Source organism: Burkholderia sp. M6-3, assembly GCF_050858985.1.
GTDB classification, from domain to species: domain Bacteria; phylum Pseudomonadota; class Gammaproteobacteria; order Burkholderiales; family Burkholderiaceae; genus Paraburkholderia; species Paraburkholderia caledonica.
In genome coordinates, this window is the sequence record NZ_CP110093.1 from 15,636 (window position 1) to 42,507 (window position 26,872).

Annotated in this window: 28 protein-coding genes and 1 pseudogene; 7 read left to right on the forward strand and 22 right to left on the reverse strand. The window is 60.3% G+C overall.

The window, feature by feature from the left end; genetic code table 11:
* Positions 1–596 precede the first annotated feature (596 nt).
* The 4 genes from OH764_RS35240 (at position 597) to OH764_RS35255 (ending at position 2,495) form a co-directional block, all read left to right on the forward strand.
* The gene (locus OH764_RS35240) at positions 597–1,613 is read left to right on the forward strand and encodes a PRTRC system protein D (protein ID WP_498852019.1); all 1,017 of its coding nucleotides are present in this window, start codon (positions 597–599) and stop codon (positions 1,611–1,613) included.
* Complete coding sequence (locus tag OH764_RS35245) at positions 1,610–1,978, forward strand: hypothetical protein (protein WP_498851906.1); 369 nt, start codon at positions 1,610–1,612, stop codon at positions 1,976–1,978. The genes OH764_RS35240 and OH764_RS35245 overlap by 4 nt, the downstream gene beginning before the upstream one ends.
* Before the next feature lie 101 nt (positions 1,979–2,079).
* Positions 2,080–2,235 carry a hypothetical protein gene (locus tag OH764_RS35250; protein ID WP_167450701.1) on the forward strand — a complete coding sequence of 52 codons (156 nt, stop codon included), beginning with the start codon at positions 2,080–2,082 and terminating at the stop codon, positions 2,233–2,235.
* On the forward strand, positions 2,232–2,495 hold the full coding sequence (locus tag OH764_RS35255; protein ID WP_498851907.1) for a hypothetical protein: 264 nt from the start codon (positions 2,232–2,234) through the stop codon (positions 2,493–2,495). The genes OH764_RS35250 and OH764_RS35255 overlap by 4 nt, the downstream gene beginning before the upstream one ends.
* Positions 2,496–2,558: 63 nt before the next feature.
* Here the strand turns inward: OH764_RS35255 and OH764_RS35260 are convergent, their stop codons facing one another.
* The 6 genes and pseudogenes from OH764_RS35260 to OH764_RS35285 form a co-directional block, all read right to left on the reverse strand.
* Complete coding sequence (locus tag OH764_RS35260) at positions 2,559–2,783, reverse strand: hypothetical protein (RefSeq protein ID WP_171800646.1); 225 nt, start codon at positions 2,781–2,783, stop codon at positions 2,559–2,561.
* A gap of 110 nt (positions 2,784–2,893) precedes the next feature.
* Positions 2,894–4,030 (reverse strand): primase/helicase family protein, encoded by a 1,137-nt coding sequence (locus tag OH764_RS35265; RefSeq protein ID WP_498851908.1) that lies wholly within the window; start codon positions 4,028–4,030, stop codon positions 2,894–2,896.
* A gap of 393 nt (positions 4,031–4,423) precedes the next feature.
* A pseudogene (gene ssb / locus OH764_RS35270) lies at positions 4,424–4,603 on the reverse strand (single-stranded DNA-binding protein); the annotation flags it as partial.
* 10 nt (positions 4,604–4,613) lie between these two features.
* Positions 4,614–5,345, reverse strand: a complete 732-nt coding sequence (locus tag OH764_RS35275) for a hypothetical protein (RefSeq protein WP_498851909.1) — start codon at positions 5,343–5,345, stop codon at positions 4,614–4,616.
* A gap of 119 nt (positions 5,346–5,464) precedes the next feature.
* Positions 5,465–5,893: a hypothetical protein gene (locus tag OH764_RS35280; RefSeq protein WP_171800650.1), complete on the reverse strand. Its 429-nt coding sequence runs from the start codon at positions 5,891–5,893 to the stop codon at positions 5,465–5,467.
* 125 nt (positions 5,894–6,018) lie between these two features.
* A complete protein-coding gene (locus OH764_RS35285; RefSeq protein WP_498851910.1) occupies positions 6,019–6,378 on the reverse strand; it encodes a hypothetical protein in 360 nt (119 codons plus the stop codon).
* 486 nt (positions 6,379–6,864) lie between these two features.
* On the opposite strand from OH764_RS35285, the gene OH764_RS35290 reads away from it, so the two are divergent.
* The 3 genes from OH764_RS35290 to OH764_RS35300 all read left to right on the forward strand — a co-directional run bounded on the left by OH764_RS35290 (position 6,865) and on the right by OH764_RS35300 (position 10,173).
* Positions 6,865–7,572 carry a nuclease-related domain-containing protein gene (locus OH764_RS35290; RefSeq protein WP_498851911.1) on the forward strand — a complete coding sequence of 236 codons (708 nt, stop codon included), beginning with the start codon at positions 6,865–6,867 and terminating at the stop codon, positions 7,570–7,572.
* Positions 7,573–7,946: 374 nt separating this feature from the next.
* Positions 7,947–9,191: a hypothetical protein gene (locus tag OH764_RS35295; protein ID WP_498851912.1), complete on the forward strand. Its 1,245-nt coding sequence runs from the start codon at positions 7,947–7,949 to the stop codon at positions 9,189–9,191.
* 40 nt (positions 9,192–9,231) lie between these two features.
* Complete coding sequence (locus OH764_RS35300) at positions 9,232–10,173, forward strand: hypothetical protein (RefSeq protein WP_498851913.1); 942 nt, start codon at positions 9,232–9,234, stop codon at positions 10,171–10,173.
* Between the two features lie 69 nt (positions 10,174–10,242).
* Here the strand turns inward: OH764_RS35300 and OH764_RS35305 are convergent, their stop codons facing one another.
* The 16 genes from OH764_RS35305 to OH764_RS35380 form a co-directional block, all read right to left on the reverse strand.
* Complete coding sequence (locus OH764_RS35305) at positions 10,243–10,542, reverse strand: hypothetical protein (protein WP_498851914.1); 300 nt, start codon at positions 10,540–10,542, stop codon at positions 10,243–10,245.
* 627 nt (positions 10,543–11,169) lie between these two features.
* A complete protein-coding gene (locus OH764_RS35310; RefSeq protein ID WP_498851915.1) occupies positions 11,170–11,382 on the reverse strand; it encodes a hypothetical protein in 213 nt (70 codons plus the stop codon).
* 497 nt (positions 11,383–11,879) lie between these two features.
* Positions 11,880–13,091 carry a hypothetical protein gene (locus tag OH764_RS35315; RefSeq protein WP_498851916.1) on the reverse strand — a complete coding sequence of 404 codons (1,212 nt, stop codon included), beginning with the start codon at positions 13,089–13,091 and terminating at the stop codon, positions 11,880–11,882.
* A 12-nt stretch (positions 13,092–13,103) separates the two neighbouring features.
* Entirely contained in the window at positions 13,104–13,652 is a 549-nt protein-coding gene (locus OH764_RS35320; RefSeq protein ID WP_315697523.1) for a type 4 pilus major pilin, read from the reverse strand.
* Between the two features lie 99 nt (positions 13,653–13,751).
* Positions 13,752–14,882, reverse strand: a complete 1,131-nt coding sequence (locus tag OH764_RS35325; protein WP_498851917.1) for a type II secretion system F family protein — start codon at positions 14,880–14,882, stop codon at positions 13,752–13,754.
* The gene (locus OH764_RS35330) at positions 14,879–17,155 is read right to left on the reverse strand and encodes a GspE/PulE family protein (RefSeq protein ID WP_498851918.1); all 2,277 of its coding nucleotides are present in this window, start codon (positions 17,153–17,155) and stop codon (positions 14,879–14,881) included. The genes OH764_RS35325 and OH764_RS35330 overlap by 4 nt, the downstream gene beginning before the upstream one ends.
* A 17-nt stretch (positions 17,156–17,172) precedes the next feature.
* The gene (locus OH764_RS35335; protein WP_498851919.1) at positions 17,173–17,934 is read right to left on the reverse strand and encodes a hypothetical protein; all 762 of its coding nucleotides are present in this window, start codon (positions 17,932–17,934) and stop codon (positions 17,173–17,175) included.
* Positions 17,921–19,249: a type IV pilus inner membrane component PilO gene (locus OH764_RS35340; protein WP_498851920.1), complete on the reverse strand. Its 1,329-nt coding sequence runs from the start codon at positions 19,247–19,249 to the stop codon at positions 17,921–17,923. The genes OH764_RS35335 and OH764_RS35340 overlap by 14 nt, the downstream gene beginning before the upstream one ends.
* A gap of 8 nt (positions 19,250–19,257) precedes the next feature.
* A complete protein-coding gene (locus tag OH764_RS35345; RefSeq protein WP_498851921.1) occupies positions 19,258–20,868 on the reverse strand; it encodes a type II secretory pathway protein in 1,611 nt (536 codons plus the stop codon).
* Between the two features lie 2 nt (positions 20,869–20,870).
* Positions 20,871–21,458, reverse strand: a complete 588-nt coding sequence (locus tag OH764_RS35350) for a toxin co-regulated pilus biosynthesis Q family protein (RefSeq protein WP_498851922.1) — start codon at positions 21,456–21,458, stop codon at positions 20,871–20,873.
* Positions 21,455–21,889 carry a lytic transglycosylase domain-containing protein gene (locus OH764_RS35355; protein WP_027800329.1) on the reverse strand — a complete coding sequence of 145 codons (435 nt, stop codon included), beginning with the start codon at positions 21,887–21,889 and terminating at the stop codon, positions 21,455–21,457. The genes OH764_RS35350 and OH764_RS35355 overlap by 4 nt, the downstream gene beginning before the upstream one ends.
* On the reverse strand, positions 21,886–23,193 hold the full coding sequence (locus tag OH764_RS35360) for a TrbG/VirB9 family P-type conjugative transfer protein (protein WP_498851923.1): 1,308 nt from the start codon (positions 23,191–23,193) through the stop codon (positions 21,886–21,888). The genes OH764_RS35355 and OH764_RS35360 overlap by 4 nt, the downstream gene beginning before the upstream one ends.
* A complete protein-coding gene (locus OH764_RS35365) occupies positions 23,190–23,996 on the reverse strand; it encodes a lysozyme family protein (protein WP_498852020.1) in 807 nt (268 codons plus the stop codon). Before OH764_RS35365 ends, OH764_RS35360 begins: the two co-directional genes overlap by 4 nt.
* Positions 23,989–25,281 (reverse strand): TraB/TrbI/VirB10 family type IV secretion system protein, encoded by a 1,293-nt coding sequence (locus tag OH764_RS35370; RefSeq protein ID WP_498851924.1) that lies wholly within the window; start codon positions 25,279–25,281, stop codon positions 23,989–23,991. Before OH764_RS35370 ends, OH764_RS35365 begins: the two co-directional genes overlap by 8 nt.
* A gap of 8 nt (positions 25,282–25,289) precedes the next feature.
* Positions 25,290–26,165, reverse strand: a complete 876-nt coding sequence (locus tag OH764_RS35375) for a TrbG/VirB9 family P-type conjugative transfer protein (protein ID WP_498851925.1) — start codon at positions 26,163–26,165, stop codon at positions 25,290–25,292.
* Positions 26,162–26,863 (reverse strand): VirB8 family type IV secretion system protein, encoded by a 702-nt coding sequence (locus tag OH764_RS35380; RefSeq protein WP_498851926.1) that lies wholly within the window; start codon positions 26,861–26,863, stop codon positions 26,162–26,164. The genes OH764_RS35375 and OH764_RS35380 overlap by 4 nt, the downstream gene beginning before the upstream one ends.
* Between the last annotated feature and the right edge of the window lie 9 nt (positions 26,864–26,872).

Consider the following 26,872-nt stretch of genomic DNA (forward strand, 5'->3'; position numbering starts at 1 on the left):
TCCTGAACGCACCCAGCATTCGCTGAAAGGGCGTGTGCAGACGCGATGGCATGCGGAAGTGTCCGGTGTCCGGTCTCTCCACATGTCCTCATTGCGTCACATCGCGGCCAACCGCCGCTGATCGTATGGATATCGCACTGTCCAGTGGTCCTCATGGTGGACCATCATGAACTTGATCTGATTCAGAAAAAGGCCGCATCAGTGTGCGACCCGGTCAACTTGGTGTTTCTGGCCCGTTGCGGGCCTGGAGTATGGACGAGCGAGTGCCTCGCACTCGGCTTCGATGCGTCAGGGACGCGGTAGGTGTGCCTAGCATAGACCCGGAACGTCGCAACTTTTCCGTCAAAAGCTGGGCGGAACCAGTCGTCTTTCGTCGACTTGACTTCGCCGGCCTCTCGATAGACTGGAAACCAGGCAGAACTGATAGAAAAGTGTCAGTTCTATCGATAGTCCCGGCGCATCGCTACGATCTGACACTTAAGTGTCAGTTATCTGATAGATCGCCGGCCCTTTGCGCCGAAGGCGAACCCACTGGCACTGACCTGTCAGTTTTCTATCACTTCGACGCTTGGACCACCTCAGTGAATGGAGTCATCTTGAAAACTTCCGTCTTCGCAATCGACGTCGGCTACGGCAACACCAAATACGCTTACCGCGCTGCAAGCGGCACCATCGCTACCGGTATGTTTCCCTCACTCGCACCGCTCGCCGCCAGCCTCGTGCTTTCGCGACATGACGATCGCATGCTCACCGCGCGCAACGTTGCTACGATCGTGATCGATGAGATCGAATACGAGGTCGGCCCCGACGTATCTCTCTCAGCCGCCTATGGCAACACCGGCCGCACGCTTTCGAACGATTTCGTCGCTTCGAATAACTATGAGGCCCTGCTCTTTGGCGCAATCAAGTTCGCGGGCGTAACTCATGTCGAACGGCTGCTGCTGGGGTTGCCTGTCCACACTATGAGTAAATATTCTGGCGCGTTGCGCGACCAGTTCACCGGGACCTTCGATTACGGCCCCGGTCAGGTGACGATCGACAAGGTCGTGGTAATCCCGCAGCCGCTCGGCTCTCTCGTAGCGGCATCAGCGAACCGTCAAAGCGAGTTCGGCCGCGACCATGCGCACCTGGTCATCGACGTTGGCTATTTCACGACGGACTGGGTCTACGCCACCGGCTTCACTATGGACGATAAGCGCAGCAACGGTATGCCAGGCGGCGCTTCGCAGGTCTACCAGCGCATCGCGGATCTCATTGGCAAGGACCAGGACGACAAGGTGGAGGAGATCGAGCTTATCGACAAGGCACTGCGCGAGAAAACGCCGTATTACCTGTTCGGCCAGCCCATTGATCTCGACCCGTATCTTCAAAAGTCGCAGCCCCTCATCAACGGTGTGGTCGAAGAAATCAAGAGCAAGGTTGGCTCGTTGTCCAGTGCGCGTTCGATCGTGCTGTCAGGCGGGGGCGCTTCGCTGTACGCGCCCGCAATACGAAAAGGCTTCCCGCGCGTGCCAATTGAGGTGGTCGAGGGGCCCTGCACCGCCAACGCGAAGGGCTTCCTCATTGTTGGCGAAGCAGGCCTCGCTCGCGAGCGCGCAGCCGCGAAAGCATGAACGGCAAGTTCGACATGAAGCTGGTCATCGACGCCGTGACTACGCCTCTCCTGCACGCCCGGTTGAGTCAGGCCAGCTCATACCGGGAGCGCGCGGCGCTTCTTCGGTCTCTCGCGGAAGCCGCCTTGCGGGAAAGCGTCGCTTCGATGGGCAAGTCGACCTTTCCGGTGGCGACGTCAGCGGCCATTTCGTCCCGCGACGGAATTCCAGCGGAGCCGCAACGTCAACGGGACACGCGGCCCAGCGTTGAGACAGGCATAGCTTTGAGCTCAGAGTCCACGCCTCCGTCGGCGCCCGACGAAAGTAGCGAAGCTCATGCTTACGACGTCCAGGGAATCGGCGAAGCGTTCGGTGCATTCGGCTGAGCGCCTTGACTTCTCTGCCGGAATGCGAAGATAGGTCATGACATCGGGACACGCGGCGCGCCGCGCCGCGCACCGGTGCAACACAGCGATAAGGAGGAGTTATGCTTGAACTGATGGAAATTCTGCACAACGGTCTGCCACTGAGTGAGCCGCGCTCATGGCTGCTGATCGCCACGGTCGCTGCAGCGTGTGTCGCAGGCTGGTACAGCGGCGACGTCGCTGCGTGGTATGCAAGCCGGAACAAGGACGGTAAATGATGGATGCTATCGACCTGCTGGTACCGTACTACAGGAAGTTCACCGCTCTGCCCTTTCTGGCGCGACGCGCGATGATCTTCGCACTCTCGATCTTCGTCTGGATCGTTGGCGCGGGGCTGGTGAACCTGCATGTCAATACCCACTTTTGCGCGCTGATTCTTATCGCGGGCGGTGTGGGCGCCTTGTGGTCAACTGAACTCTGGCGGCTCTGGAAACCCCTTTTCTATCTCGTAGTCGTGTGCATCGCGATCATGAAATGAATGCTTGCGATAAACAAAAAAAGCGGCTCCACCATACCTGGTGGAGCCGCTTTGCTTACAAGATCAGTGCGACCGGGGAGCCGCAGTAACAAGAAGACGGCGTGCGCAAAAATCCCACGCGTCAACAAAAGACTGATCACGACATGCGTATTGCATGTTGCCGCGATCCTTGCGGTCGATCACATCAAACGCGACCGCCTCCGACTTGCCCACGCGCTGACGGCCACCTTCTGCGCCGTTCGTTGCGACGATTGCAAAGCCACCCACGAGAACCTGGAACGAAGCCATTTTCCACTCCAAAGAAATTGGCCCGACGAGACATTCCCCGATGGGGAAAATATCCCCACCGGGCGAACTGAAGAAATACGGCCGAAGCCGCGATTGAAGATCGATGCTCGTTAGACGGCAACGAGGTGTTGCGTGTCGGATCTCGACGTGCAAGTTATGTCCGCTAGAACAACATTGGCGAGACGCGCACACCACTGGTCGGTGAAATCGGTTCCCCGCACGCGGGGACGATGCACAAGGACAGTAAAACCCTCTGCCTTGAGGCGCTTCGCGAGTTCGAGCCCACCTGCAACGCCCGTCGACTTTCCCGTCTTCGGGTCGATGTCGTCAAAGTCGACGAAAATATGGACAACGCGGATACCCAATCCGTCCGGCACCACAAACTGGCGTAGCAGTCCGATATTCAGGCAGTACCACATTGGGACACCGGACTCCATATATGCAGCACAGGCCGTTTCCAGACCTTCAGCCACCCCGATTTCGCCGTCCACAGGCTCCATCAATCGCACGGCGCCACCCCGGAGGGGATTGAGCGTCATGTCGTTCAGCTTGTTGTCGAGAATCTCGCCATCGGCCGACACGATCCGCGCTTTAGCCGGCGTAGATCGCTCCAGAAAGGTTCGGTGCAACGTACCAAGCCGGCCATCGGGCAATTCGAACCGGGCGAGGATGCCCGGCCAGCTGCCGATAGGCTTCTTCTCATGCCGGTACTCGAGCATGCCAAGCCGCAATGCGGGCGATGATGCCATCCGCAATCCAGGTACACGTGCGCCGAGGTAACGCATTGCGAGATCGCCACTCGACACGGGCTTTGCTGAATCCCACATCGAGTTGAGGCGGTTTGCGATAAAGGCCGCGTCCGGCTTGCGTTTCGGCCCGGGTGCCTTGGCCACTGGAGCGCCGGTGAGCGCACGCGGTGCAGGTCCCCCGTCCAGTTGACGCATCAGACGGTACAGCCCGATGCTGTTCAGGCGGGTGATCAACTGTAGGCCATCACCTGCCATGGCCCTTCCGTTATCGCATTTACGGCATACCCAATCGCCACGCCCACGCTTGTTGTCGTAGGTGAAGCGATCGTCTCCGCCACATACAGGGCAAGCACATGCGTCGCCGGTGAGACGGTCTGCAGGCACGCCATAGCTCACAAGGAGCGAAATCCATTGGTCCGGGGAACGCTCGAAGCCAGCGAGCTTCTGCTGAAGCCACGCGTACTGCTCGGGCGACAGCTCTTTGCCTCTTACAGTCATGAGTCACTCTCCTTGAAGTGAGTGGGTTGGGTCGGTGCCTGAGACAGGCGTAAAAACGCATGCTCAAAAAAGCGGTCCGCGCGGGAGCGGGCGGCTTTTTTCAGCAGACGTGCTATCTGACAAAGGGGGTTGGCGGAAACAGCCAGGCGGAAGATCCGTCGCACGACACACCCGAGGGTGTGCCGTTGCGATGGTGAGGAGATACGGGAGCTAGGTGAAAGACTGGTGAGCCTTTACGGGATCACACGACAGACCACGCCGCACGTGCGTAGGCTGGCCCGCAGGGGATGTCGTCGTCCATCTCGTCGAATCCACCGCCCGCCGGTGCCCGCATACCGCCTCCGCCACCATGAGAAGGCTGGGGCGGATGAGCACGGGAGCCGACGTTGTCAGTCCAAAAAAGGAAACACGATGCCACTCCGTTGCTTCCTTCATTTCGCCCGACGCCTTGTCCTTGTAGCGGTCAGTTGTCGCGGGCCGGATATTCGCCACAGCGTCTCCGCTGGGCAGATAGCGCACTTCAGGATCCGCGCCGAGGTTGCCGACGAGAATCACCTTGTTTACAGATGCCATTTGCGTACCTCTATTTAGTAATTGACCAAAGCCATTTGTCCCACATGACCGGCTTGCCATCCTTGACCAGTGCGGAGCCATCAGCCCTGATTGCCGGAACCTTGATCTTGCGCAGGCGCCTGACAGATACAACGTCACCGACGACACACCTGCATTCAGCTATGGCCTCCTTCAGGCCCTCGCCCCGCAGTGTCCGCTCGCCGGACGTGGTATCGATATGAATGGCAAACGACTTGTAGAACCGCCCGGGCTTTTTCCGGTCTGGAAACTTCTCTTCGCCCCAGGACGCAATCCGGCCAATCACCGTAGAGGCGTCAACCGGCTGATCGCGACGCTGGCGAACCGCACCAACATCGTCGGCATCGAAACGTTCTGCTTCTTCCTCCCGCGGCGATTGCGCTTCCTTGCGCGACGCATCAGGCGCTGCATTCGAAGAGGCGGCCATGACAGCGTTGTTTCCTTCGCGTATGGCGGAAGCGATCGCAGCCTTGAGCGGGCAGCGATGGACGGTCAACTTCGACCAGTGAGGCTCGAGGTCAGGCACGATCTTCAGGCCAAACTCGGTCTCTTCCGTGTGATCGTCGAAGGCCGGCACGAACTGGACGATGTGATCTCCTTCGTCGACGAACAGATGCGGCGTGTCACCGATGGTGACTACCGTTTCGTTCTCGGCGCCCTGCCCCACGACGTTTGCGGCTGAACTGTGGTCGGGAGCGGGAGCAACGGCGGCCGTCGAAGTCATTGGCGCCGTGGATGAGTCTGCTGATGACGGCTGCTGCGGAGGTTGAGTGGCAGACTTACCGGGGAAGAGGTCCGCGAGGACGCGGGTGAAAAGTGTCGCAGCGTTTCGCACGATGCCTCCTATAGCAGGGTGCCGAAGCACATGCGGCGCAGTTCGCGAAGATCACGCTCGAGCAGCGGCGTGGTCAGGATCACGTCCTGCATTGTCTCGGGGTCAACGCCGTTGACCTTGCACACATAGACATAGGGCAAGGCGCCCTGCCAGTAACCCATGATCCATCCGAGGGTTGCGTGATAATCGTCGATGTCGATCTTGCGATTGCGAAGCCGCTCGGAAAGCAGCGCCGCACAATCCATCAGCGACTCCGGCATGCTGTCGCCGCGGCGGCTGTCGCTCGCGAGAGAGATCAACGCATCGATCATCTTTTCGCGAACCGCGTCGGCCCACAGATGGGGGTCAGGCAAAGGCTCAGGCTTGGGAGGGGTAACGACAACCGGCGATGACTCGCCGAACATGTCCAGCTGCCAGGCAGCCACATGCATTTCCATGAGATTGCTCCGGTGGTGCCGGCAATCTCATGTCCCATGACCGGGAATGGGATTCCCGGCGGGATAATGGTGCCGTCACCAAGGCGGAAGCCCAAGGTGACGGTAGGTTCTTGCGGTGACCCGACTTACTGGGTACCGGTCTTGAAAGGAATGACGACGGCCGACTTGGCGTATTGCTTTGCCGGCGCAGGCGCTGCAACGCTGTCATTCGCTGCGGCCGAAGCGGTTACGTTTTCGACGCTTCCACTCGCGGCCATCTGACGCGATGCAAGCTTTTGCGCTTCTGCGCGTGCAGCCTCAGCTTCGGCTTCCGCTGCTTCGATTGCCTTCGCCTTTTTCTTCATCTCCACCATCACCCAGCATGCGCTGAGCAGAAGAAGGAATGCTGCGACGACAAAAGAGATCGTCGCGAAATACACGACGAAGCAAAGGGCGACCAGCTTACCGGGCGAGGTGATAGCGTTTTTGAACAGAACTTTCAGCATTTTTCTCTCCAGAAAAATTCACAAAGGAATGTCCGGACAACGTCCGGGGGTTTCGATGCTCAACGAGCAAGGAAACTCGGCGCCATGCGCTTTCGTCCGCGCCCGGTGTTTTTGGGGGGCGCGCACGGAAGTGCTGGCGTGTCGTGACGTCAGGCGGGGAAGGTAATGGATAGGCGCGCGAGGACCTGCACGCTACTTTCGATGCGTCGAGCCGACGCGGGAGATAGAACGAGGTTACCGGGCCCGGCGTTACTGAGAGCCCGGAATGCTCGCGAACTTCATGCGGCTTACGCTTTTTCGCCGCCCGGCATCTTCGGACCTCAGGAACGAGCCGGCTCACGGTCTTAGTCCGGAAAGCTTCAGAAAAACGGGAGCTTTCCGGGATGCAATGTGAAACATTAGGAAGCTCTGCCCCTTGGAAGCGGTCGCTTGACTTTGTCATTCTCCTGGCAAGCTTGACTCACCGTCTGACATTTGGAGTGAGTCATGAGTACAAGCCTGTGGATTCCGGCCGCGGTTGCCTTCGTTGCATGGCGGACACTACGTGCACGCAGTCTCAACCAACGCGCCGGGAAGGAGTCGCCGCCCCCAGAGATGCGCAACGACCGCAGTGGAGACGAAGGCGAGGCGCGCGTTCAGGCCGAGTTGTTGGAGACCCTCACCTGGCTTTGCGGCCGGAATTTCTACCTGCACTGCGGCCCTCTCCTGCTCAACCATGCGCCCGGCACAGAATTTCCCACCGCCGAGGTCGATCATCTTGCAATCACGCCCTTCGGGATTTTCGTCTTCGAGACTAAAAACTGGACGGGTCTGATAAAGCCAGGGCCGAGTGCGGAGGTGTTGATACGTATCGGCGCCGACGGTGAACCGCAGGCGCGCAAGTCCCCGCTCAGCCAGAACCGCTCGAAACTTGCGTTCCTGCGCGGGATGTTGCCGCCAGTGTGGTCCGTAGAAGGCGCGGGCGTATTCGCTAGCGACAGTTGTGTCCTATCGCCGGAACTGCCCGTCAACATCGTCCGCCGCGCCGACTTGCGCCAGTGGCTAAGGGACAGGCGCGCTCAGCACGCAGCGAGCAAAGCGATTCCGATAAACGTAGCGGCCGCATCGCGTGCCATCGAGCGAATTGCCACCGCAGACGATGCGGCCATTGGAAAGCATCGCGAAAGGCTGAGGGTTAACCCTAAAAAATGTTAGGTTTTTTCCTAAAGTTTCAGTCGGTTTTGCCGAATCTAAACGTTTGCTTCGGCATATTTGTCTGATGTATCGGCCAAAAGACGGCTGTTTTTCTGCCGCTTTCCCGGAATGGTAGGCGGCAAACGAAGCGTAATCTGGGCTGGAGTTCCGGGGAACTCCAAAAGACCGGCACGTTAAGAGTCGACCGCCCGTTCGGATGTGTGCCCAAAGAACGATCAACTAGAGGCTTCCGCAATGAAAAATGAGAAATACCTTCGCCCTTCCCAGACTGAACGATTTCTGGCCCAAAGGGCATCTTCTCCGGTCATGGCGTCCAATTGCGTTCGCCGCGCAAGGCGTCATGCAGCATCGAAAACAAATTGCGGGAAATGAACATGAGCCATCCCCAAGCACTGCGAAACACCGACGAGCCAGAGTTCGACCCTACCGTGCCCGAGGGGGACAACAACGGCACCGATCTGTCGGCCGATGAGTCCACAACGCTGGCGTTCGCTCACGTACCGAACGAGTCCGAGATTTCCGATACCGTACGCCAGTTTTTCGGCAACGAGATCCCGGAGTCGCTGCGGGCGATCATCGCGTCCGAAAGCAATGAAATTGCGCACTCAACTAGGAAGATTCTCGAAGAACATATGCGCATCGGGGGCATCCTCTTCAATCTTCGCAGCCGGATCGAGAGCCACTTCGTTGCATCGCAGGGCGACACGCGGCACGTACGCAACAAGGCAGCACAACTGTTCTACCGCTACGTAGAGAAGGCATTCCGGAAAAAACAAGACACCGTCAAGGTCTACATCCGTTCCTACCTACGCTTCAGCACTAACGCCGGCGCCGTCGAACTGCTGACGATCACTGACATGCAGATGCTTGTAAGCCAAGATGATGAAGTAGTCGACGCGGTGCTGGCGGCAAAGAAAGAGAACCCTGACCTGTCTAAGCGCGAAGTCAGGAAAATCATCGAGAGCTACAAGGCAAAACTCGCCGAAAAAGACGCGAGCCTTGATGTGGTGAAAAGCCAATTGTCCGAGATTGTCGGCCAACTCGACGATGCTCGCAATGAAAACCAGTACCTCACCGAAGAAACAAAGCACCTGCGTCTGCAGATCGAGCAGGACAAGGAAAAGAACAAAAAAACGATGGTCGATCTCGACGGCGCGAATCGTTCGGTCAGCACGATGCACACCGAGATATCCAGGCTTGAACGAGAGCGCGACGCCTTGCTCCGCCAACTTTCCGAAGCGGCCAACCGAGTTCAGACGAAGGAAGTCATCGTCAGCGGACCGCCCGCGGACATCAAGCACCTGCAGGAAACCGCCGACAGCCTCATGACACGTGTGAAGGAAGCAACTTCGCACATGGAAAGCCTTCAGGCCGAGGTCGCATCGCTGGAAGAGCGGCGCAAGCAGCAACTGGCCGAGATCGAATCCAAAGAGGCTATCGAGCGACACATCCGGGAACTGATGATCGACTTTGGTTCGTTCATGCAGAAATACAAGACGACCCAGTTGCTCGTCACGGCCGGGGGATCGGTCGCACCCTTCGCGAATCTCTTCGCAGCCTTTGCAGATCACGTCGGCAGCTTCCATCAGGAGTTGCTTGCGGCCGCCAACGCCGCGTAACACCCAGCCCGTCCCGCAATGAGAGATACAGGTTGTAGAAATGGAAAATAAAGAAAACTATCGGGCCGTCGACCGCCTTTACGTCCCGGATTGGCTCACCGAACAAATCCAGGTAGCAAACTTCAACATGGTTGATCACATGAAGTGGCTGCTGCAACAGGACAGTCGCTTCAACGATGTGTTTAACGTCGAGTTGAAGGATCTTGACCGGCTTCAGTTGAATCAATCGTCCCTTCGCAACCTGTTGCGCGCGCCGTTCCTGATGGTCGAGCCGACTCTTCAGACTATCGAGGACTGGCGCTGTTTTGTCGACGACACGGCGACCACGGTGGCGGTGGATATCCTGCGGCGTGCTGCGCATTTCGGATTTCCGACGGCCAACGCAATCGGCGGCGGCGTGAGCGCCGCCCACTGGACCGCCGCGGCACTCACGGAAACGCAATACGGCCAACTGCTGGTGAACCAATGGTTTACCGGCGTGTACCACGCTCCGGTTGTGCTGACGCCGGTTACGAAAATCGGTATTGGCGAATATGAAACGTCGCTGTCCGGTTTCCCGGCTGCGTGGGGCTCGGCGACCCTTGAAGATACGTCGATTCAGCAAATCACCACGGGCGCGCCGTTGACCTTCCCGTGCCAAGGCGTTACAGGTCTTCCGCCCAAGGCTCATACGGAAACCCCGACGCCGCCGAACACTTCGGGTCCGTGGGGCACGCCTGTGATCGTTATGGGCAACGCGACCGATACGATTGTGCTGACCTCGGGCACGATGACCGATCCGTCCGGCAACGTCACCAACCTGCAACTGCTTTATTCTGCCAACGATCCGAACAAGAAGCTTCAACCGTATGAAGCTGTTGCCTACCCGACGACGCCGTTGGCTGAGAACACCACGTACACGGTCAACGTGTCGGGCACGCAGAACGGCAAGCCTTTCACGAAGCCGCCGTTTCCGTTCACGACCGGGACTATCAACTGGTAATCGTCACTAAAGCCCGCACCATAAAAAAGCGCCCGAATGGGCGCTTTTCTCATTCAGGTCACAGTTGGCTCAACCACCGTCATAGCCTTGATCCATCAGATAGTCGTAACCCGTCAGGTTTGACGTACCACTCTGAAACCAGCACACTCCGATGCCGTTACCTGCGGTCGCACCGCCTGCGGACGGATTACCGAGGTCAGGAGCATAGTAAAAATCCCCCGGACCCTGGCCGCCTGGACCGCCACCAGCCATGCCAGCGAACATTCCAGACGGATATACCTGGCCGCCCCCAAGCGCATACGGTCCTTGCAAAGCGCCCCAGACGCCGCGATACGTGCCGTTTGTTCCGTTGAATCCCGCTCTTGCCATCTGCGCTGCTATCGCGGACTCACAGGCCGCTGCGAGCGTCGGCAAACTCGGCCTTGAGGGTTGGGCGGCGCACGTGTACGACCACGCACTACCGGTCCACGTGGGGCCACTAGCAAAGCCGTATTGGCAAGTATTCGGTCCCGGTGGTTGCGGTATCTGACAAAACGGACCTGTCCACGAGCTACCAGTCCACCCTGACGACGCCGTTTGAATCCAGCCGGTCGGGCACTGCGGCGGCGCTTGGTAATTGCATTGCGGCGACGAGAAATGCGAGCCCTGCCAGCGTGCACCTGAAATCGTCGTCCAACCAGGCGCAGTAGAACACGCGGGTGGCGTTTGCGCCGCAGTCGCGATTCTGGTTCCGCAAGATGAGTCCTGAAACCCGTATGCGCAGTGCGAACGCTGCGCCCATACTTGGTTACCGATGCAGAGCCCCATACACAGGATAAAAAAGTTCAATATCCTTCTCATCGCCAAACCTCCTCTCCAACCTTTGTTATTGAAATAGTCAGCCCCGCAACACCCGGCCGCGAAACAACCACTACCGCTAGCACTAGTAATGTTTTTCGGAATCACATCGGAAAAAAGCGCCTCGCTGGGCGCTTTTTTATTGCCGTCGCAGCAACCTCAGTTACCGGAATACCCTTGGCAGTACGACCACACCATCGTGCGGTCGGGCATGTACTGCGAGCCATCTGAATTGTTGAAGAAGCACGCGTACTCGTAGTCAGTGCCCCCGTTTGGTCCGCCGCCGGCGTAGTACGGGCCAGTCACGTAGCACATCGCTACCTGTGTGTAGCTGCCAATCTTCTGTGTTGTCGCCGCCAGACCTGGAGGCACGCTATATCCAGCAGCGGCAGCATTAGCTTTGCAGTGGGCAATGGGATCCGAAGAAACCGGCGGTGGAGGCGGTGGCGGTGCGTTACAGGTGTATGTCCACGAACTGCCGGTCCACGTGGGACCACTAGCAAAACCATATTGGCAGGTAGTTGGCCCCGGCTGCTGCGGTATCTGGCAAAACGGGCCTGTCCACGAGCTACCTGTCCATCCTGGAGACGCCGTTTGAATCCATCCGGTCGGGCACTGCGGCGGCGCTTGGTAATTGCATTGCGGCGACAAGAAATACGAGCCCTCCCAGCGTGCTCCTGAAATCGTCGTCCAGCCTGGCGCAGTCGAACATGCGGGCGGCGTTTGCGCCGCAGTCGCGATCCGTGGCCCACAGGACGAGTCCTCAAAGCCGTACGCGCAGTGTGCGCGTTGTGCCCATGCGTCAGTTCCAGCAAGAAGCCCCACGCAGAGGATCAGAAAAGTAAATAGTTTCCTCATCATTCAACTCGTTAGTAGGAGCAGTAAGTCTCAACTTCACCTGTACCGATTGGGCCTCCGTCAACGTTCGAAGTACCTGAGCCCGAACCATTTGTAATTGAGATCGTCCACGGTCCCGAACCCGGCCCAACGAAACTGACCGCAGCAGTCGTATCTACCCGGAAGGTCTGCGGCACCAACCTCATTTGCGGCGATCCACCGGCAAAGCATGACGGCGGCGGCACTACCGAGCCGTTCGAGACCTGATAGAAGTTGTACGCTTGCGTAGGACCGCCAACCGGCATCCACACTGGATTGGACCCGCTAAAGCTATCATTCATGATTTGGCACGATAGCAACTGACCCCGCCCGTCGCTATTCGATGACATCGCGCCCAACGGGCTACAGGACGCACGCGGAAAACCTATCGCCCCGGCCTGGATCGTGCGCGCAACTGTGAGCGTTCCGCCGACTGTGGTATTGCCCGTAGTGTTAAGCGTGGTGGCCGTCGCCGTGCCGAGACTCGACGTGCTGGAAACAGTTAGCGCCCCTGTGCTGATCGTGCCCGTCGCGTCCAAATTCTTGACGTTGTGCAATGACACACCATTCACGTTCTGGTCGCCAGTCCATGTTAGTGCGCCATCGCGTCGGATGTATACCGAGTTGCCATCCGACGACGGGCCATTCGTAGCGAGGACGGCGCCTGCCGGACTACCCGGTAGCGGATTCGTCGCGTTCCATGAACCGTTGAGCCCCGTTACGGTCCCGGGATTCGGTAGCTTCGAAAAGCCGAACGCGTTGCCTCCCGCCTGCGCAATGATTGAAGCCCCGATGATGTCCGGGTTACCACCGCGGGTTACGGGCTTTGACGGATACAGGACATAGCTGACGTGGCAGTCCCCTGTACCGACGGAACACGTCGATGGGCCCACACTCATACTGATGACATACGTGCCGCCCCAGAATGGACCGTTCGCATGCGGCTGCTTTACGTTGCTTTGGGTGAACAGCTGGTCGAGCGTGGGCAGATCTGTCGGGGGCACCACATCAACAGGACCGTTCTGCGTGAGCGTCGCATAGTTCTTAGTCACCCAGCTACCGAGCGCGGCATTGATGACCGCCTCATTCTGCCCTTCGGCCGTCAGCACCTGTAACCTGCGCTTCGCGGCATCTTCCTTGATGCCGACGACCGTCATCAGCGCGGCGGCCACCAGCACAACGACCATTTCAACGATGCTGAACATGCCGGAGCGCCCTTAGTTGTTATGCGTGGCGTACATGCCGATGCTCGCCGTAGCACCCGCCGAGCTGCATGCCGTACCCGCAGTCGCGCCGTTGAACGCCGTGTTCGGATCGTAGACAGTCGCTCCGTTGACGGTCACCTTTGCGTACGCACCAACAACCGCGCCGATGGACAGCGAACACACGGTGCTTGGCACCGGGTAAGTGACAATCATGGCGTCGTCAGTCGAAGCAATCGTTCCAGGAACAGCAGTCACCGCACCACCAAAGATGCCTGTGAGTGCGCCGGTCGACGTATTGACGCGCGAATTTGCCGAGTCGAACGCATGGTTCTTTGCTAGCGACTGCTGCGTTTCGCCCGAGAAGTCCACATCGCTCGAGGTAGCGTCCTGGATGCCGCTACGGAACAGTTGCGCCTCGCTCTTGAACTGGTGCGCGTGAATGCGATCCATGACGAAGCTGCGGCCCTGGTACACGACGAGTGCGAGCAGCGCTGCACCCGCCATGACCGCCGCTCCTTCGATAAGTGAGAGTTCGCCCGACTGCCTGCGCCGCCGTGCCATCCTCAGAATCGACGATTTCCGGTCTGCTGGTATGGGCACGGCTACAGGCGTCGGCGAATTGGTCTTCAGGTTCGCGGTGTTGTTGGTCATTTCTGGTCCTCAGTAATTGGCGCCAGCCGTCGATGACGAGTCGAAGCTGACAGCACCGGTCGCGACGTACGAACCGATGCCGAAAACGAAAAATAGGGCGACGGCGAATCCGAGCAGCACGTAGTGCGTGATTCGCGCATTTCGACGGACGGTCGCGACGACGCGATCCAGCGAATCGCGCCCGAGCGACTTGATGGCCTCTACGAACTGGTCACGACCAGCCGCATCCGCAATCGTGTCCATCACCGTTTCAGAAAAGATGCCCGTGTCCAGCGCGCGCATTGTCTGGTCCGGGTGCTGGGTGAGCCTGCGGCCCATCCGGTTCAGGTGCCATTTGAGCCATGGGTCAGCCGTTTTCGTCAGCCGGTCCAGCGACGCGCGCAGGGTCAGATTCGAGTCGAACAGACCGGCGAGAGAGACGATCAACAGAGCGGCGCGCAGGTCACGACGGTTTCGCCACATCAGTGGCATTGCGTCGACCTGATTACGAAAACGGCCGGTCCAGCGCTTCAGACTGTGGAAATATCCGAAGACGAGACCAGCGACGACGGACCCGCTCAGCCACCAGTAGTGGTACGCGAAGCTGTCGAACGCATACAGCGCCTGAGCAAATGACGACCATTCCGAGACCGGCTTGGTATCAGCGACAGCCGGAAAGATCGTGCCGCCGAACAGCATCGCATACAGGTACATGTAGACAATGAGTAGAGCCGGATAGGCCATCTGCAAAGATGTTGTCGTCGCGAGGATCCCTTTTGCGTTCGCTGCCATTTCCGCGAGCTCGAGGCCGCGCACCGCCGCGTCCTGTTGCGTCGATGCGCCGGCGATCTCAAGTAGCGCGTATTCGTCGTTCGGGATGTACGACCGGATCGCATTGGCAAAGTTATCGCCCGCCACCATCCGTTTGGCGATAGCCTGGAATACGGGCCATGCCAGTCCCTTCCGGTTGCGGTGGCGCTTCTCGAGCGTGGTCAGCCGTTCGAGAAGCGTCTCGCGGTTGCGCAGGCCCTTCGCGGTGACATCGAGCCGCGTTTCGCGGTAGAAGTTCTCGCGCAGCTTGCTGAAGCGCCACGTCGCCACGCGCATCCGTTCTTTCTGCGGCAGCATCATGAAGACCGCATAGACGAGTCCCCTGATCACGACGGCATCCTCCCGTCACGGTCCGCAAAAATCCGGTACTCGTCGAAGGAGCGCATCGCCGTGTCGATGAAGCGCGGGTCGATGATTCCCTGCGACGCCTTGTAAAGGGCATGCTCGTAGATCGTTTTGCCCGTCATGTCGTCATCGTCGAAACCGGACACGCGCGTCGAGCGCCAGACCTTGTCCGCGTTGCGCCAGTCGCGTACCGCCACGAAGTCCAGAAATTCCAGCGTCGGCCGGAAAATCTCCATCGCTAGCGTCTGCCCCCTGGTGCCGGCAGCTACTTTGCCTGCGCGGGTGAAGAGGCCCTTCAAACGGCAGTGCTCGCAACCGGCTTCGTCACGGCATGCCATCGTCGATGTATCGAGCCCGAACTTCTTTTCCAGCGTGTGGACCTGTGCCGCACTCAGAACGTCGCGCGCCGGCACCTTGCAATGCGGGCACAGCAGCGGGATCAGCTTCTGGTTGGCGACAGCGTTGACAAACTTCTCCGACGAGACTTCATCCATCGGCAACTGCAGACGGCCACCTGCGAGCCGCATGAAAGCGCCAATCGCGCTGTCCGCGTGCAGGGTTGTTCTGACCGGGTGACCGGTCAGCGCCAGTTCCGCAACGAGGGCTGCCATCACGCGGTCGCGGATCTCGTTGACCGTCAGATCATCCGGGTCCATCCGCATCAGTGTGCGAATCACCTCAGCGCCTTTGCGGCTCGCATCGTCGTCGGACTCATCCGTCCGGCGAGGAATCGAGATCTCCGACAACCAGGGATGCGGAAACTCCGACGGCTCGCTGACCACATACTGTTTGCGCAGATCGCGAGACGAGAGCATGTAGGAGAGCGCCCGCAGCAATGTCGACTTGGCAGACCCGGTCTCCCCCGTGAAGATCGAAACGCCTCCACTGACGTTGCACAGCGAACCCAGTATCTTCAGTTGGCTGCGTGTGAGACCCATCTGGTCCGGCATCAGCAACTTCAGATTCCTGAAGTTGCCGTCGAGCAGACGCAGCGCGACATCGAAGCCGCCGACGAGCGGCGAACTCTGCCAGCGGATGTTCAGAATGTCCGTGTTCACAACGAGCGGGATCATGGCCGACTGCGGCGCGCTCGGCTGGAATGTCTCGCCCGAATTTGTGTTTCGTGCAACGAGATCCTGATAGGACGCAGAAAGGGCTCGGCGCACCAGTGACTTGGACAGCTTGCGATAGGTGTAAAGGTCGCCGTTTACCCGGAAACGCACTTCGACATCGTCGTTGAAGTCGCGATACTCGTAATGGACGTCGCCGGCGCCGTATTCGTGGGCGGCTTCTGCCACGTCGCGAAACGTACCAATCGCACGCGAGGTTTCCGGGACGATCGCCGCGGACCGGTTACGCTCGCGAGCGTAGAGCGCCGCGATGACCGGCTCGCCTGCGATCATCTCTTCATGTACCTTGATGTCGGCGCGTTCGAGATCCTTCAGGTAGGTGGGATAGAGTGCAGATTCATGAAACGATTGCGTCGTGACGACAATCGCCATGCCCGCCTGCACTTCCACCGCCACGAACTCGCGCCGCGCCGCATCAGTGATCCGCAACGTCGCATCGGCACCGCGCTCGCTCAGTATGCGTTTGAATGAAAGCGCGTCAGCCGACGGAAGTTGCGGCAGTCCCACCGGGATCAGTTCCGGCTCCGGCTGCACAACGGGCTCAGCATGCGCATGAACTTCATGTAAGTTGTCCGCCACGGGTGCCGACGTATCGTGCCCGTTTACAGTCGACAGACCCCTCTTCGCATTCCCGTCGGCCTCCGGATACCCCGGACCCCGTGTCTGCCCATCCACGACTTCGGCCGCGGCATTGCTGCCGTCTGTGGACCTTGCGGTCGCCGGTTCAGCCGCAGTCGGCTGGAACGTCGCGCTGCCGTCATATGCTGCTGGCTCGCCTCGTGCCTCCGGCGCCACATCGACGTGCGGCACGAACGGCTGTGCATCCGCGGTGCGCAGAAAATCCGGACCACTCTCGTCGTGCACGTCTGCGTCACTGATGTCGGCCATCCGCAGTCGCATACCCAACGTCATGGGCTGACCGGGCTTCGCCTCAACCGGCTCGGCTTTGACCTTGATACTTTTCTTCCTGAAGCGTGGTTCGCGGTCTTCGGTATTGCTTGTGTCCGTCCCGGCGATGGGCATCGACGCAGGTGAGTCTTCCGAGAAGCCAGCGCGCAACGCGCGCAGGCGCCCAAAGATGCCGCCAGTGGACGGTTCATTCTTCTCAATGCCAGAAAACATGCTCATGGTTAGCGTCCCTTCTATTACTGACCGACAGCGGAAAGAGGCAAGTTAGGGGGCAGCGGCCCCGAAAGATCGGGCACACCACGAGCCGCCAGGCCCGTTGCTGCCGCTTGCTGGTTATCCTGCGCAGGCGTGCCGCCGCTGATCGTCTCTGTCCAGGTCCGCGCGCCCTTGCCCGTCCCTTCTCCAACGGTGACAACGAAACCGTCGACACGCTTCACGGTCCATCCGTTGAGCAGTTTTGCGCCCACATGTGCCGGGTACGAAGCATTGCGGTATTCGTAGAGGACCGACTGTCCGCTCACGTCACTGAAGGCACCGACGAAGCGCACAGGCTCCGCGCGATAACGGACTGGCGCCGGTTTGATGCTGGCCGGAGGTGCAGGCGCGTTGGTAGGCGCCGCAGGGGCCACTCCATTGAGAGCCACACCGGTAGGCTGTGCACTTCCGTTGCCCGCCAGTTGCCGCGCGATAGACGATCGCGCGATCCGGTCCACGTCCTCGATGGATAGGCGCGGCTCCGACGGCACGACTGCAGACGCGGGCGCAATGGCTGCTGGCGTTGCGGCTGCGGACTGGGAAGCTGCAGGCTGAGAGGCCGCGCTTGTCCGGGCGGCCGCATTGCCCGCCGTCGGTCCTGTGGTGAGGTCGAGGTCTGCTGACGGCACCTGTGAACCGACTGCCTGCGGATGCGACGGTCGCGGCTTTGGCTGGGCGTGGACGGCGACCGAGGCGATCATCAACGCGCACGCGAGCGCGGGCAGGACTTTAGTTGAGCACATAATATTTGCCCCTGGCTGTGAAATGGATACCGTTCTGGATCTGCGCGCCACCGTCCTGCGCCCTCCTGGCGCCGGGCTCTCCCAGCTTCAGCTCGACGGTCATCGTGTCCAGCGTCATGTTCGACGGCAGCCGTGCCAGTAATGGCGACTGCCACCGATAGCCGTTTATCGTCCAGTCGCCGACTCTGATCATCTGCGCTGGGCGTGAATCGCCGGTGCCCATCGGAACCGCGAGAAGTGGCTTCGGAGGATCGAGATGGACTGTGTAGCCGTAGCTATCGAGTTCAAATGGTTTTGATGAAAGCTTCTGTGGCGGCGTCTGCAAGGCGTCGATCAGTCCCTGCTCCGTGGGCCAGGCTTTCTGGTCCCGCGCTGCCACGAACGCGACAGTGGGTACCTGTGGTCCGCGCGCACCCGCATGCAAGCCGTCTGCATCGAAATGCAGCGGTCGCATCGACTCGGGGGCCATCTGGCGAAGGTCATCGAAACTGCCGCCGTAGCGGCGCATCGTCTCCGCGCAATAGCCCTGTACTCCGCACACTGCCTTTTCGAAGACAAAACCTGCCACTACGGTTTCACTGTCGCCAAGCTTCTCGAGGAGTGCCGGCGCGAGCAGATTGGCACGCGGCATCTTTGCATCGAAGGTCTTCTGCACAAGGGCGGCGTACTTCTCCTCAAACGACGGTTCGCTCGGTGCAGGCGGCGGCGGAGGACTGAGGACATCGGACAGTTGCATGCCACCGAAAACGAGCGCCGCACCGATGACGAAAACCGGCACGATTGTAGGAATTGCAGCCGGTACCTTGCCGATACGGGCGCTTCTGCGCGCATCGAGGAGCGCAGAAGCGCCAAAATTCTCGTCGACCTCCCCTACTGCGACACCGGAGCCGAGCGTCGTGAGCGCCAGGTTCAGCTTGAGGCATTCCTGCTCGATGACGAGCTTTCTGTCGCGTGCCTGCGGGACCGTGAGCACCTCATCGCTGCGCACCACACCGCGCACAACAAAGACCATGTGCACACGCTGATCGTCCTGCAGCAGTACGAGAACGGCGGCTTTACCTTTCACGCGATCGTGCTGGGCGATGCGCGCCGCTCCTGAGTAGAGTTTCGCGCCCTTGAGTTCGGCCATCTCGGGTGCGCAAAAACCACCGATGACGTCCTTACCGACCCTGTATTCGACATAATGGGATGCGTCAAAATCGTCGGCATAGCGACGGCGCTCTGCCCGCATCTGCTTTGACGGATAGGCGCGCCACTCGAGTCCGAAAACAAGGCGCGCGTTTTTCTCGCGCGGCAGCGGATCGGTAATGTGCATAGCCGTGCTCACATCGACGGGACGACAGAAGCCGTCAGCATGATGACCTGGAAGGTTCTCGCCTTGTTCCACAGGCCCGTGATACCGGCGATGCCGCCGTTGGTCGTGCTGTCAGCGTGATCGGTCATCTCGCCATAGAGCACTACCGTCTGTCCGTCGGACAACGCGACGATCTGGTCGTCCTTGCTGCCGACCGTGTGCGCCAGCTGGATTGTCTGCTGCGTCTGTCCTGAGCCGACCGACTTTTCTGTGAAGGGGCCGTTCAGCTTCGAACTGTCGCTCCAGTAAGCGAGCACGATCTGGTTGTGATCGTTCACCGACGGCAGGATGTTGACGAAGTCGCCGGTCGTCACGGTGCCCGGATTCAGCCCGGGTACACCGCCTGACGTTGCCGTGAGGCTGCCGGCCGAGGAGGTTGTCGATCTCAGGTAATCGTCGCTCTGGAACGAAGCGATCGACACCGGCAAACCATTGAGCGTGAGTTTGGTCTGCGTGTTGTCCTGCACCGTGCGGCCGTACTGGTTCAGCGCATTGATGACCGCGTTCGTGCCGGAGAAAGGCGCGTTCGGGCGCAAGACGGACATGCCAAGCGTACCGCCTCCGGACGACAGCGATGTGGGCGAGACGAAGCTGATTGCGTACTTTGCGAGACCGCCCTGGATCGCGTTGAACACGATATCCCCGTTCACGCCGGCCTGGCTGCCGCGGTTCAACGCAATCTGCAGCGTGCGCACGCGGATTGCCACCTGACGCGTCGATACCGCGTTTTCCTGGGCGAGCAGCTTGCCCATCGCATCTGCGGCCTCGCGTGTGTCGTGCACCATCACCAGACGGCTCTGGGGATTGACGTTGACCCGGCCCATCGGCGAGCGCAGCTTGTTCAGTGCATCCGTAATCGACTGGATCTGGTCAAACTCACCCTGGCGGCCAGTCGAAGTCAGAGCGGAAAAAGACCCCGTGTCACCGCTTCCGCCACCACTGCTGCCGTTCGCCTGATTGCCCGTGGACGTTTCCATGCCCTTGGACATCGTAGACTTGATGGAGACCTTGCCCGGGATGGCTGCGATCTGATACATGCGGGTCACAAAGCGCGTGATGTTGATCGTCGAACCATCGAAAGACCAGTCGAGCCCGAGATCCTCCGTCATACGCGTCAGGTACTCGCCCGCAAACCCGTCGAAGACCTGCGCATAGATCGGCTTTTCATAATTGCTGCCGCCGGCGCCGCCCATCGTCGATGATGCGCCCTCACGGGGTACCAGCGAACTACGCGGCACGAAGACGTCGGGGCTCAGGTGAACGGCATAGCCAGTCGCGCCGGACACCAGTTTCGCGATCTGGTTGATATCGAGATTCGCTGGCATCGTGATGCGTTTTTCGCGAAACGTCGCAGGCAGCGTTGCCTCATAGGCGACCGGTACGAGGCGGTCGCCGAGGAACGCTGTCGGTACATCTTCAACGAGCGCCATTGAGCCCGGCAGATTGTTCATTGCGGCACTCGCACTGCTATTCGCCGAGTCGTAGGCCGAATTTACATCGCCTTGCGTGACGGCGCAGCCTGCGATAACGAGCAAACACGCAGCCGCAATTGAAGTCCTGAGAATCTGGGCGTGACGCATCGTTACTCCTGGCAGTTGGCCGCGCGTGCCACGACGCGGATGACGTTATTCGAATGGCGGCAGACGCGGGTTGGCACGCGCATGTGGTTGGTCGCTTTCATGACCTGAACGAGAACGGACGTGAAGTCGCCGGTGAAGGTCGCGTTGAATTCGAGTGGAAGGTCATCGTCGACCTTCCACGCGAGTTGCCAGCCCTGGGTCTGCAACCAGCGGTCGAGCGCGTTGCGCAGATTGCGGTCCGATGGCGATACCGAGAACGTGAGTACACCGCCAGGCGCCGCGGCCGCTACCGTTGTCGTTGTCGCAGTCGTTGTCGCTGGCAGGACAACTGGGGCCACGGTCATCGAAACGGGTGCGGTGGACAGGGGCAACGCCGGACCACTCACAGGCGCTGAGGGAGCGTCACCGGGCACGTTACCGGCCGGCGCACCTGAAAGGACCTGCCAGCCGTCGCCTGCCGGCACGGCGATGCGCGACGGGCCCGGATCGGTCGCTGCGCGCGTCCATGCGGGGCCGGCAATGAGCAGGAATACGGCGAGAACACGCGCCACCACGCGCGCCCGGTCGTTACGTTCGATGGTCACATTCATTGTTGTTGCCCCAGCCGCTGCAGGCGGCGATAAATGGCGTTTGCATAAATCAGCTGCTTTTGCGTCGAGACCGCGTTATAGGCGCCGACCGCCTTCCACGTCGGGCCAAACTGCCGGATGTTCGACGCAAGGATCCATGTGCCGACGTAGCCGTTCACACATGGGTTGAAAAGATCCTGACGCCGGATGCCGTAGCGCGCGAGCTTTGGCAGCCACGACGAATTGATCTGCATCAGACCGATGTCTTCAGTACCGTTGCTGTTCACGTTCACAGCGTTCGCACGCATCCCGGATTCGTGTTGCGCAATCGCATGGACAAGCTGCGTACTCACGTGCTGGAACGCGGCAGCGTCATCAAGGCAGTCGGCGTGCGCGAGCGGCCCGCAAAGTGCAGGTACCGTAGCGATGAGAACTGGAATCACGCGCCTCATGATTTCGCGGCTCCAGATGCTGCCGACGCCGTCGTCGGTGCGCCCGTTGCAGGACGCTCGAAATACTTCACGTCGTGACGCCGCGTGACATTCACAGTTGCGCCATCGGCTGTCACGATGAACTGGTCCGCCGTGCCGTTGAACATGTAGTAGCGGCCCTTCTGCTCGCCGAAGCCCAGGTGTTTCACGTCGCTCACATGGACCTGCACGACAGAGTCTGCGAACTTGAAGAACGTCTGGCCGTCGCGGTCGAACACCGCCTCCAGATGCGCGGCGCTGCCCGCGTCGAAGTCGTATACCGTGCCTGCCGAGCGGCCCACCTCAACCGTGCGCGTTCCGTCCGAAACCAGCATGCGTTCGGCACGCTCAACCGTCATGACAGCGGTTTCGCTATCCCACATCGGGTGCAGCGATCGACCGTCCGGCGTCCTGAACGTCAGCTCGGTTGCGGGCTTTGCCGCGAAACGGATCTGCGTATGTGTGTCGTCGCCATCGCGGATCGCCTGAGCGCCGAAGTACTGCGCGAGTAGGGACGCCTGCGGAGTGCCAGCGGCGGAGCCGCCTGCTGCGCCCTCTTTCATTGCGACCGTCTGCGCGATCGCATCGGCCGGTGACTTCTGGCCAGCAGCGTAGTTCAGCGCGCCAGACTTGGGCGCGTCGCGATGCACCCTGATATGACGTGACGTGAAATCCACATCAGCGTATAGACCGCTTTGCGTCATCAGGCGATCAAGCGCCTGCATCCAGTTCTCGCCCGCACGGGTGGCGAAGCCGGTGTTTTCAGTCAGGTCCACATCCTTCTGGGCGGACCCCGTCCAGCCTTGGGGGACGAGCGCCTTCACGACGGCGGCCACCGGCATTGAACCGCTCATTACACGAACGGGCTCGAGCGACCCGTGGGCGCCGATCAGCACCAGTCGATTCGTGAAGCCGTCGAACGCGGCCGGCTGGTCGTCGCGCAACGACGCGAGCGGACCGCGCGCGCCGGCTCCGATGAAGGCATTGGCCCTCGTCCAGCGCGCACTGGCCGAGCGACCGGCCACCGTGTAGGTGATCGTCTCGGGCGTACCGTCGACAACAACGTAAGGCCCTTCCTGATGACCGCCAGCGGCTGTGATGACCTGACCCGCGCGCGGCTGGATGTATGTTTTGGAGCCGTCATTGAAAATGAGCGCCGGGCGCTCGGCGATCCCACCCGCGATCTCATAATCGAAGTCGAACGGGTCGGTGTTCGCAGCATGCGACGCCATCGCCACGAAGAGCATGGCGCACGCGACGGCGATGCGGGAAACGGTGTGCTTCATAGTCCGGCCTGGATCTGGTTGAGGTGTCGAGCAAAGCGCGCGAGATACGCCTGGCCCGGGACCGGATTGGCGCTGTGGTAATAGGCGATCGCCTTTGCAACCGAATGGGTCTTGCTGTAGTTCTCGTTGAGAATGTCTTCAGCGACGCGGATGCTTGTGGCCGGTGCAAGAGCATCCCAGGGCGACGCAAACCGGCGGGCGTGGTACGCCCAATTGATCTGCATGATGCCGACATCGAAGTCGCTGCGACCACGCGCGATCAGTGACTGCACAACGCGATAGGCGTCCTCGCGCGACCTGAAGAAGTAGCCCTGTCCTGCGATATTCAGCGTCCAGGGCCACGCGTGGCCATTGAGCCCTGACTCGTTCAGCGCAATGCCCGCCAGTACCTTCGGATCGACGCTGCTATGCATGAGCTCGAACGGCGTGACCGCGCTCGCGCACGCCCAGCCTCCGCGTCTCTCCGTGATAGCGGCCTGTGCTTCGCCGTCAAGCATCGGAGGCTGCAGCCATCCCTTACTGACGAGCAGCCCGGCCAGCGCTACGTCGCGCTCATCCACTGCAACGGTGATTCCGCTCTCGGGGTTGCTGCCTACCGGCTGCCCAACCAGATGCGCGGCCCACGATCCAAAGGCGGAAAGCCCGCAATAGAACACCGGTTTTCCATTGATCTTTGCGATCGTCCGCGCGGTGCCTTGCGCGAGCACGACGCTTGTCGGACTGATGACCTCTTCAATCGTTGCCGCGTGTGCCACTGGCACAAACACAGCGATCAGCAAGGCGGGAAGAAATCGCTTACTGATCACGGTACGGCTCCATGTAAATGTCGCGATTCACTTTCAGCATGAAGCGACGCTCGCCTGGGCCGTCCGTAATGGTCGGCGGGATGTTCTTGTACCGGTCGAGCACGGACTGGGCGGTAGTCGCCGCGACCTGTCCGCCTGTACTCCCGACCTGCGTGACGCCAAGCGGTCCAGTCGTTGTCGAGGTGTCGCCACCATCGAACTTTCGAAGCAGAATGGCAACGAGAAACGATGTGCCGAAGATCTTCAGGAAGTGGTTGTTGACGTCACCCGAGAACCCGGCCGTCCCATCGGCATCAGCGCCCTGCGCACCGAATAGCGGTACGTGTTTGCCGTTCGGCAGGCGCATCTCGGTAGCTGCAACGAGGATGCTTTCCTGGCCGGGCTGAATGTCGGAACTGTAGGGCGCGGTGATCATGCTGCCCTTCGGGATCATCAGACAGTCGCCGCGGATGCTGTCGTAGACGTCCTTTTCGACAACCAGCGCAGCAGTGCCCGGCCTGTCTGAATTCAGGCCTTCGATCGACAACACCGGAATGTGATGCGGGGGCGACAGGACGCAGCCGCGCGCCTGCCCGACAAAACCCGTACGAGCGAAGTCCTGGCCATTGCCGGACTGATTCGCGACGTTCCTGATGAAGGCGCCATCGTGATCCTGGCTCGAATAGGCGCGCGGCCCCTGCTGTCCGCCGACGCCGGCAGCCGACAAGGCGGCGGCCACGCGGTCACCCACCGACGCGCCTGCTGCCTGCTGTGCGGCGGCCTGTTGCGCGGCAACCTGCGCGGGCGTGAGAATGCCCGGGATTTGCCCTGCCTGCTGCGGGGCGGTGTCCTTCACCTTCAGGCCAGCGCGAAAGATCGGCGAAGCGAAAACTGCGTCCGAATCTGCCTGTGACTTGATCTGCTGCGTGTGCTGGTCCCCGAGAAAATTATCGGCGTTCAACGCAGGCGTCGAGCTAGCCCCCGCTGCCGGCTGCGCGCCCGGCGCGGCCGCCGCACGCGCTTCTGAAGCTGCCTGACGCCGCGCCGCTGCCATCTGGTCGTCGATGGTCTTGTTAAGGTCCTGGGTATTGTTCGACTTGTCGACAACCTCCGCCTGCTTCGCCTTCTTCTGGAGCTTCGCTTCTTCTTCAGCCTTGTTGCCTTCCTTCACCTGATAGTAAAAGCCCAGCGCGCCAATAATGACGGCAACCACCACGCCTGCGCTGATCAGCACATTGCGGGGCGACTTGCCTTTGACGATCGTCGCGCGGTCGCTGTCGGGTTGTCCGTTCTGGTTAGCCATGATTCAGCTCAGAATCCGAACAGGCCCGGACGCCGGCGCCTGATGGTTACTTCCTCATTCGGCGCGCGCAGCACGATTTCCTTTGCCATTTCCTGAATGACGATGTACTGCCCGCGGCGGATGAAGTTTGGACTGACGACGTCGCCATGATCCTTCACAACTGGAACGGCGAACGGAGCGTCGGGCGGCAGCCGCAGCCAGACGGACTTGCCATCGTCGAACACGGTTTCAGGCTTGAACGACGCCGACCCGGAAACTGTGTAGTCGAAGTTCAGCTTGTCCGGTGACACGCCAATGGGACCCGAGTCATTCGCTGAACTCTGGCCGTCGCGTGAATCGTAGCCAGCCTCTTCCCGCGCACGCACCTTTGCCATCAACGAGCCGGGATAGTTGAAGCGCACGGTCTGATAGAACAGCCCACCCATCGGAGAAGAGACGAGTGTCATGTCGTATTCGCGCAGGTTCGTCGTCAGATGCAACGTGTTGACGAGACCGGGCTTGATCGGTTTTACGAACACATGGTTGGCTCCGTCGGTGTCCACGATCCATTGCACCGAGTCGCCCATCGCTGGATCCGTCGTTAGTCGCTCGCCGGGCGCGAGCTCGATCGTCGTGTTCTTCAACGGTGCGGTCATGATCCGGTAGATCTGGTCGCGGCTGTATGGAAACACCGCCATGCGCGCGTCGCCAGGCATCGTGACGGGATCGGTGCCGGCGTTGTAGGGATTAACCGGGCTCATAGGGTCGCTCATGGCGTTCGCGATATCGAACGACGCGCCCGACGGCGTCTCGCCCTTTCTCGCGGCACTGGCCGGCTGGCACATCGCGCCAACGCACAGCGCGGCGGCCATCAACGAGGCAAACGTTCGGTTCGCATTCATCATTGGGTCTTCTGCATGGAGAACAACGGATAGAAGAGCCCGAACGGATTGCGGCCGAGCGCGTCTTCGGCTGTGGGAGGGACGATCTGATAGCGGAAAGTCAGGGCGTATTTCTGAACGACCGGCTTGTCGGTCGGTGACTGGGTGGTGCTGGTTGTGAACTCAACGACAGCCGTGGAGTCCTCGAGCAACGCAACGTTGAAGACGCGCGGCTCGCGCACGAGCTTCGGATTGAGCGTAATGGCCTGGAATGGCGCGTCAGCCTTGATCCAGTCAGCAAACTGGTTGCGTGCGTTGCCGACCATCATCGCCTTGACGGCGTTGATGTTTCGCGCCATACGCGAAGTCTGGATGTCGTCCGTGAGCACCGGCTCGATCGTGAACCAGCTCTCTACAGTTTCTTTCAGCGCGGTACGGATCGCCTGGTCATCCGGCTTATAGGCGGTCAACTGCCTGACAACCGCATGGCCGTTAGCATCGGACGAGACGCCGTAAGCCTTGACTACCGGCGGCGGCGGATTTCGCGTGTACACCGCCCCGCCGGCAACGAACGCCAGAAAGAAGGCGAAAAGCTTCCAGTGATTCGCTTCCGTGCGCAGGCGCGCGCCCATATCGAAGATGATCCCTTCGGGGTCCTCTTCCGAATAACCACCTGGCGCTGTAGAGAGCGCTACCTGTTTTTTACTGCGGAATAAACGCATGACGATCGG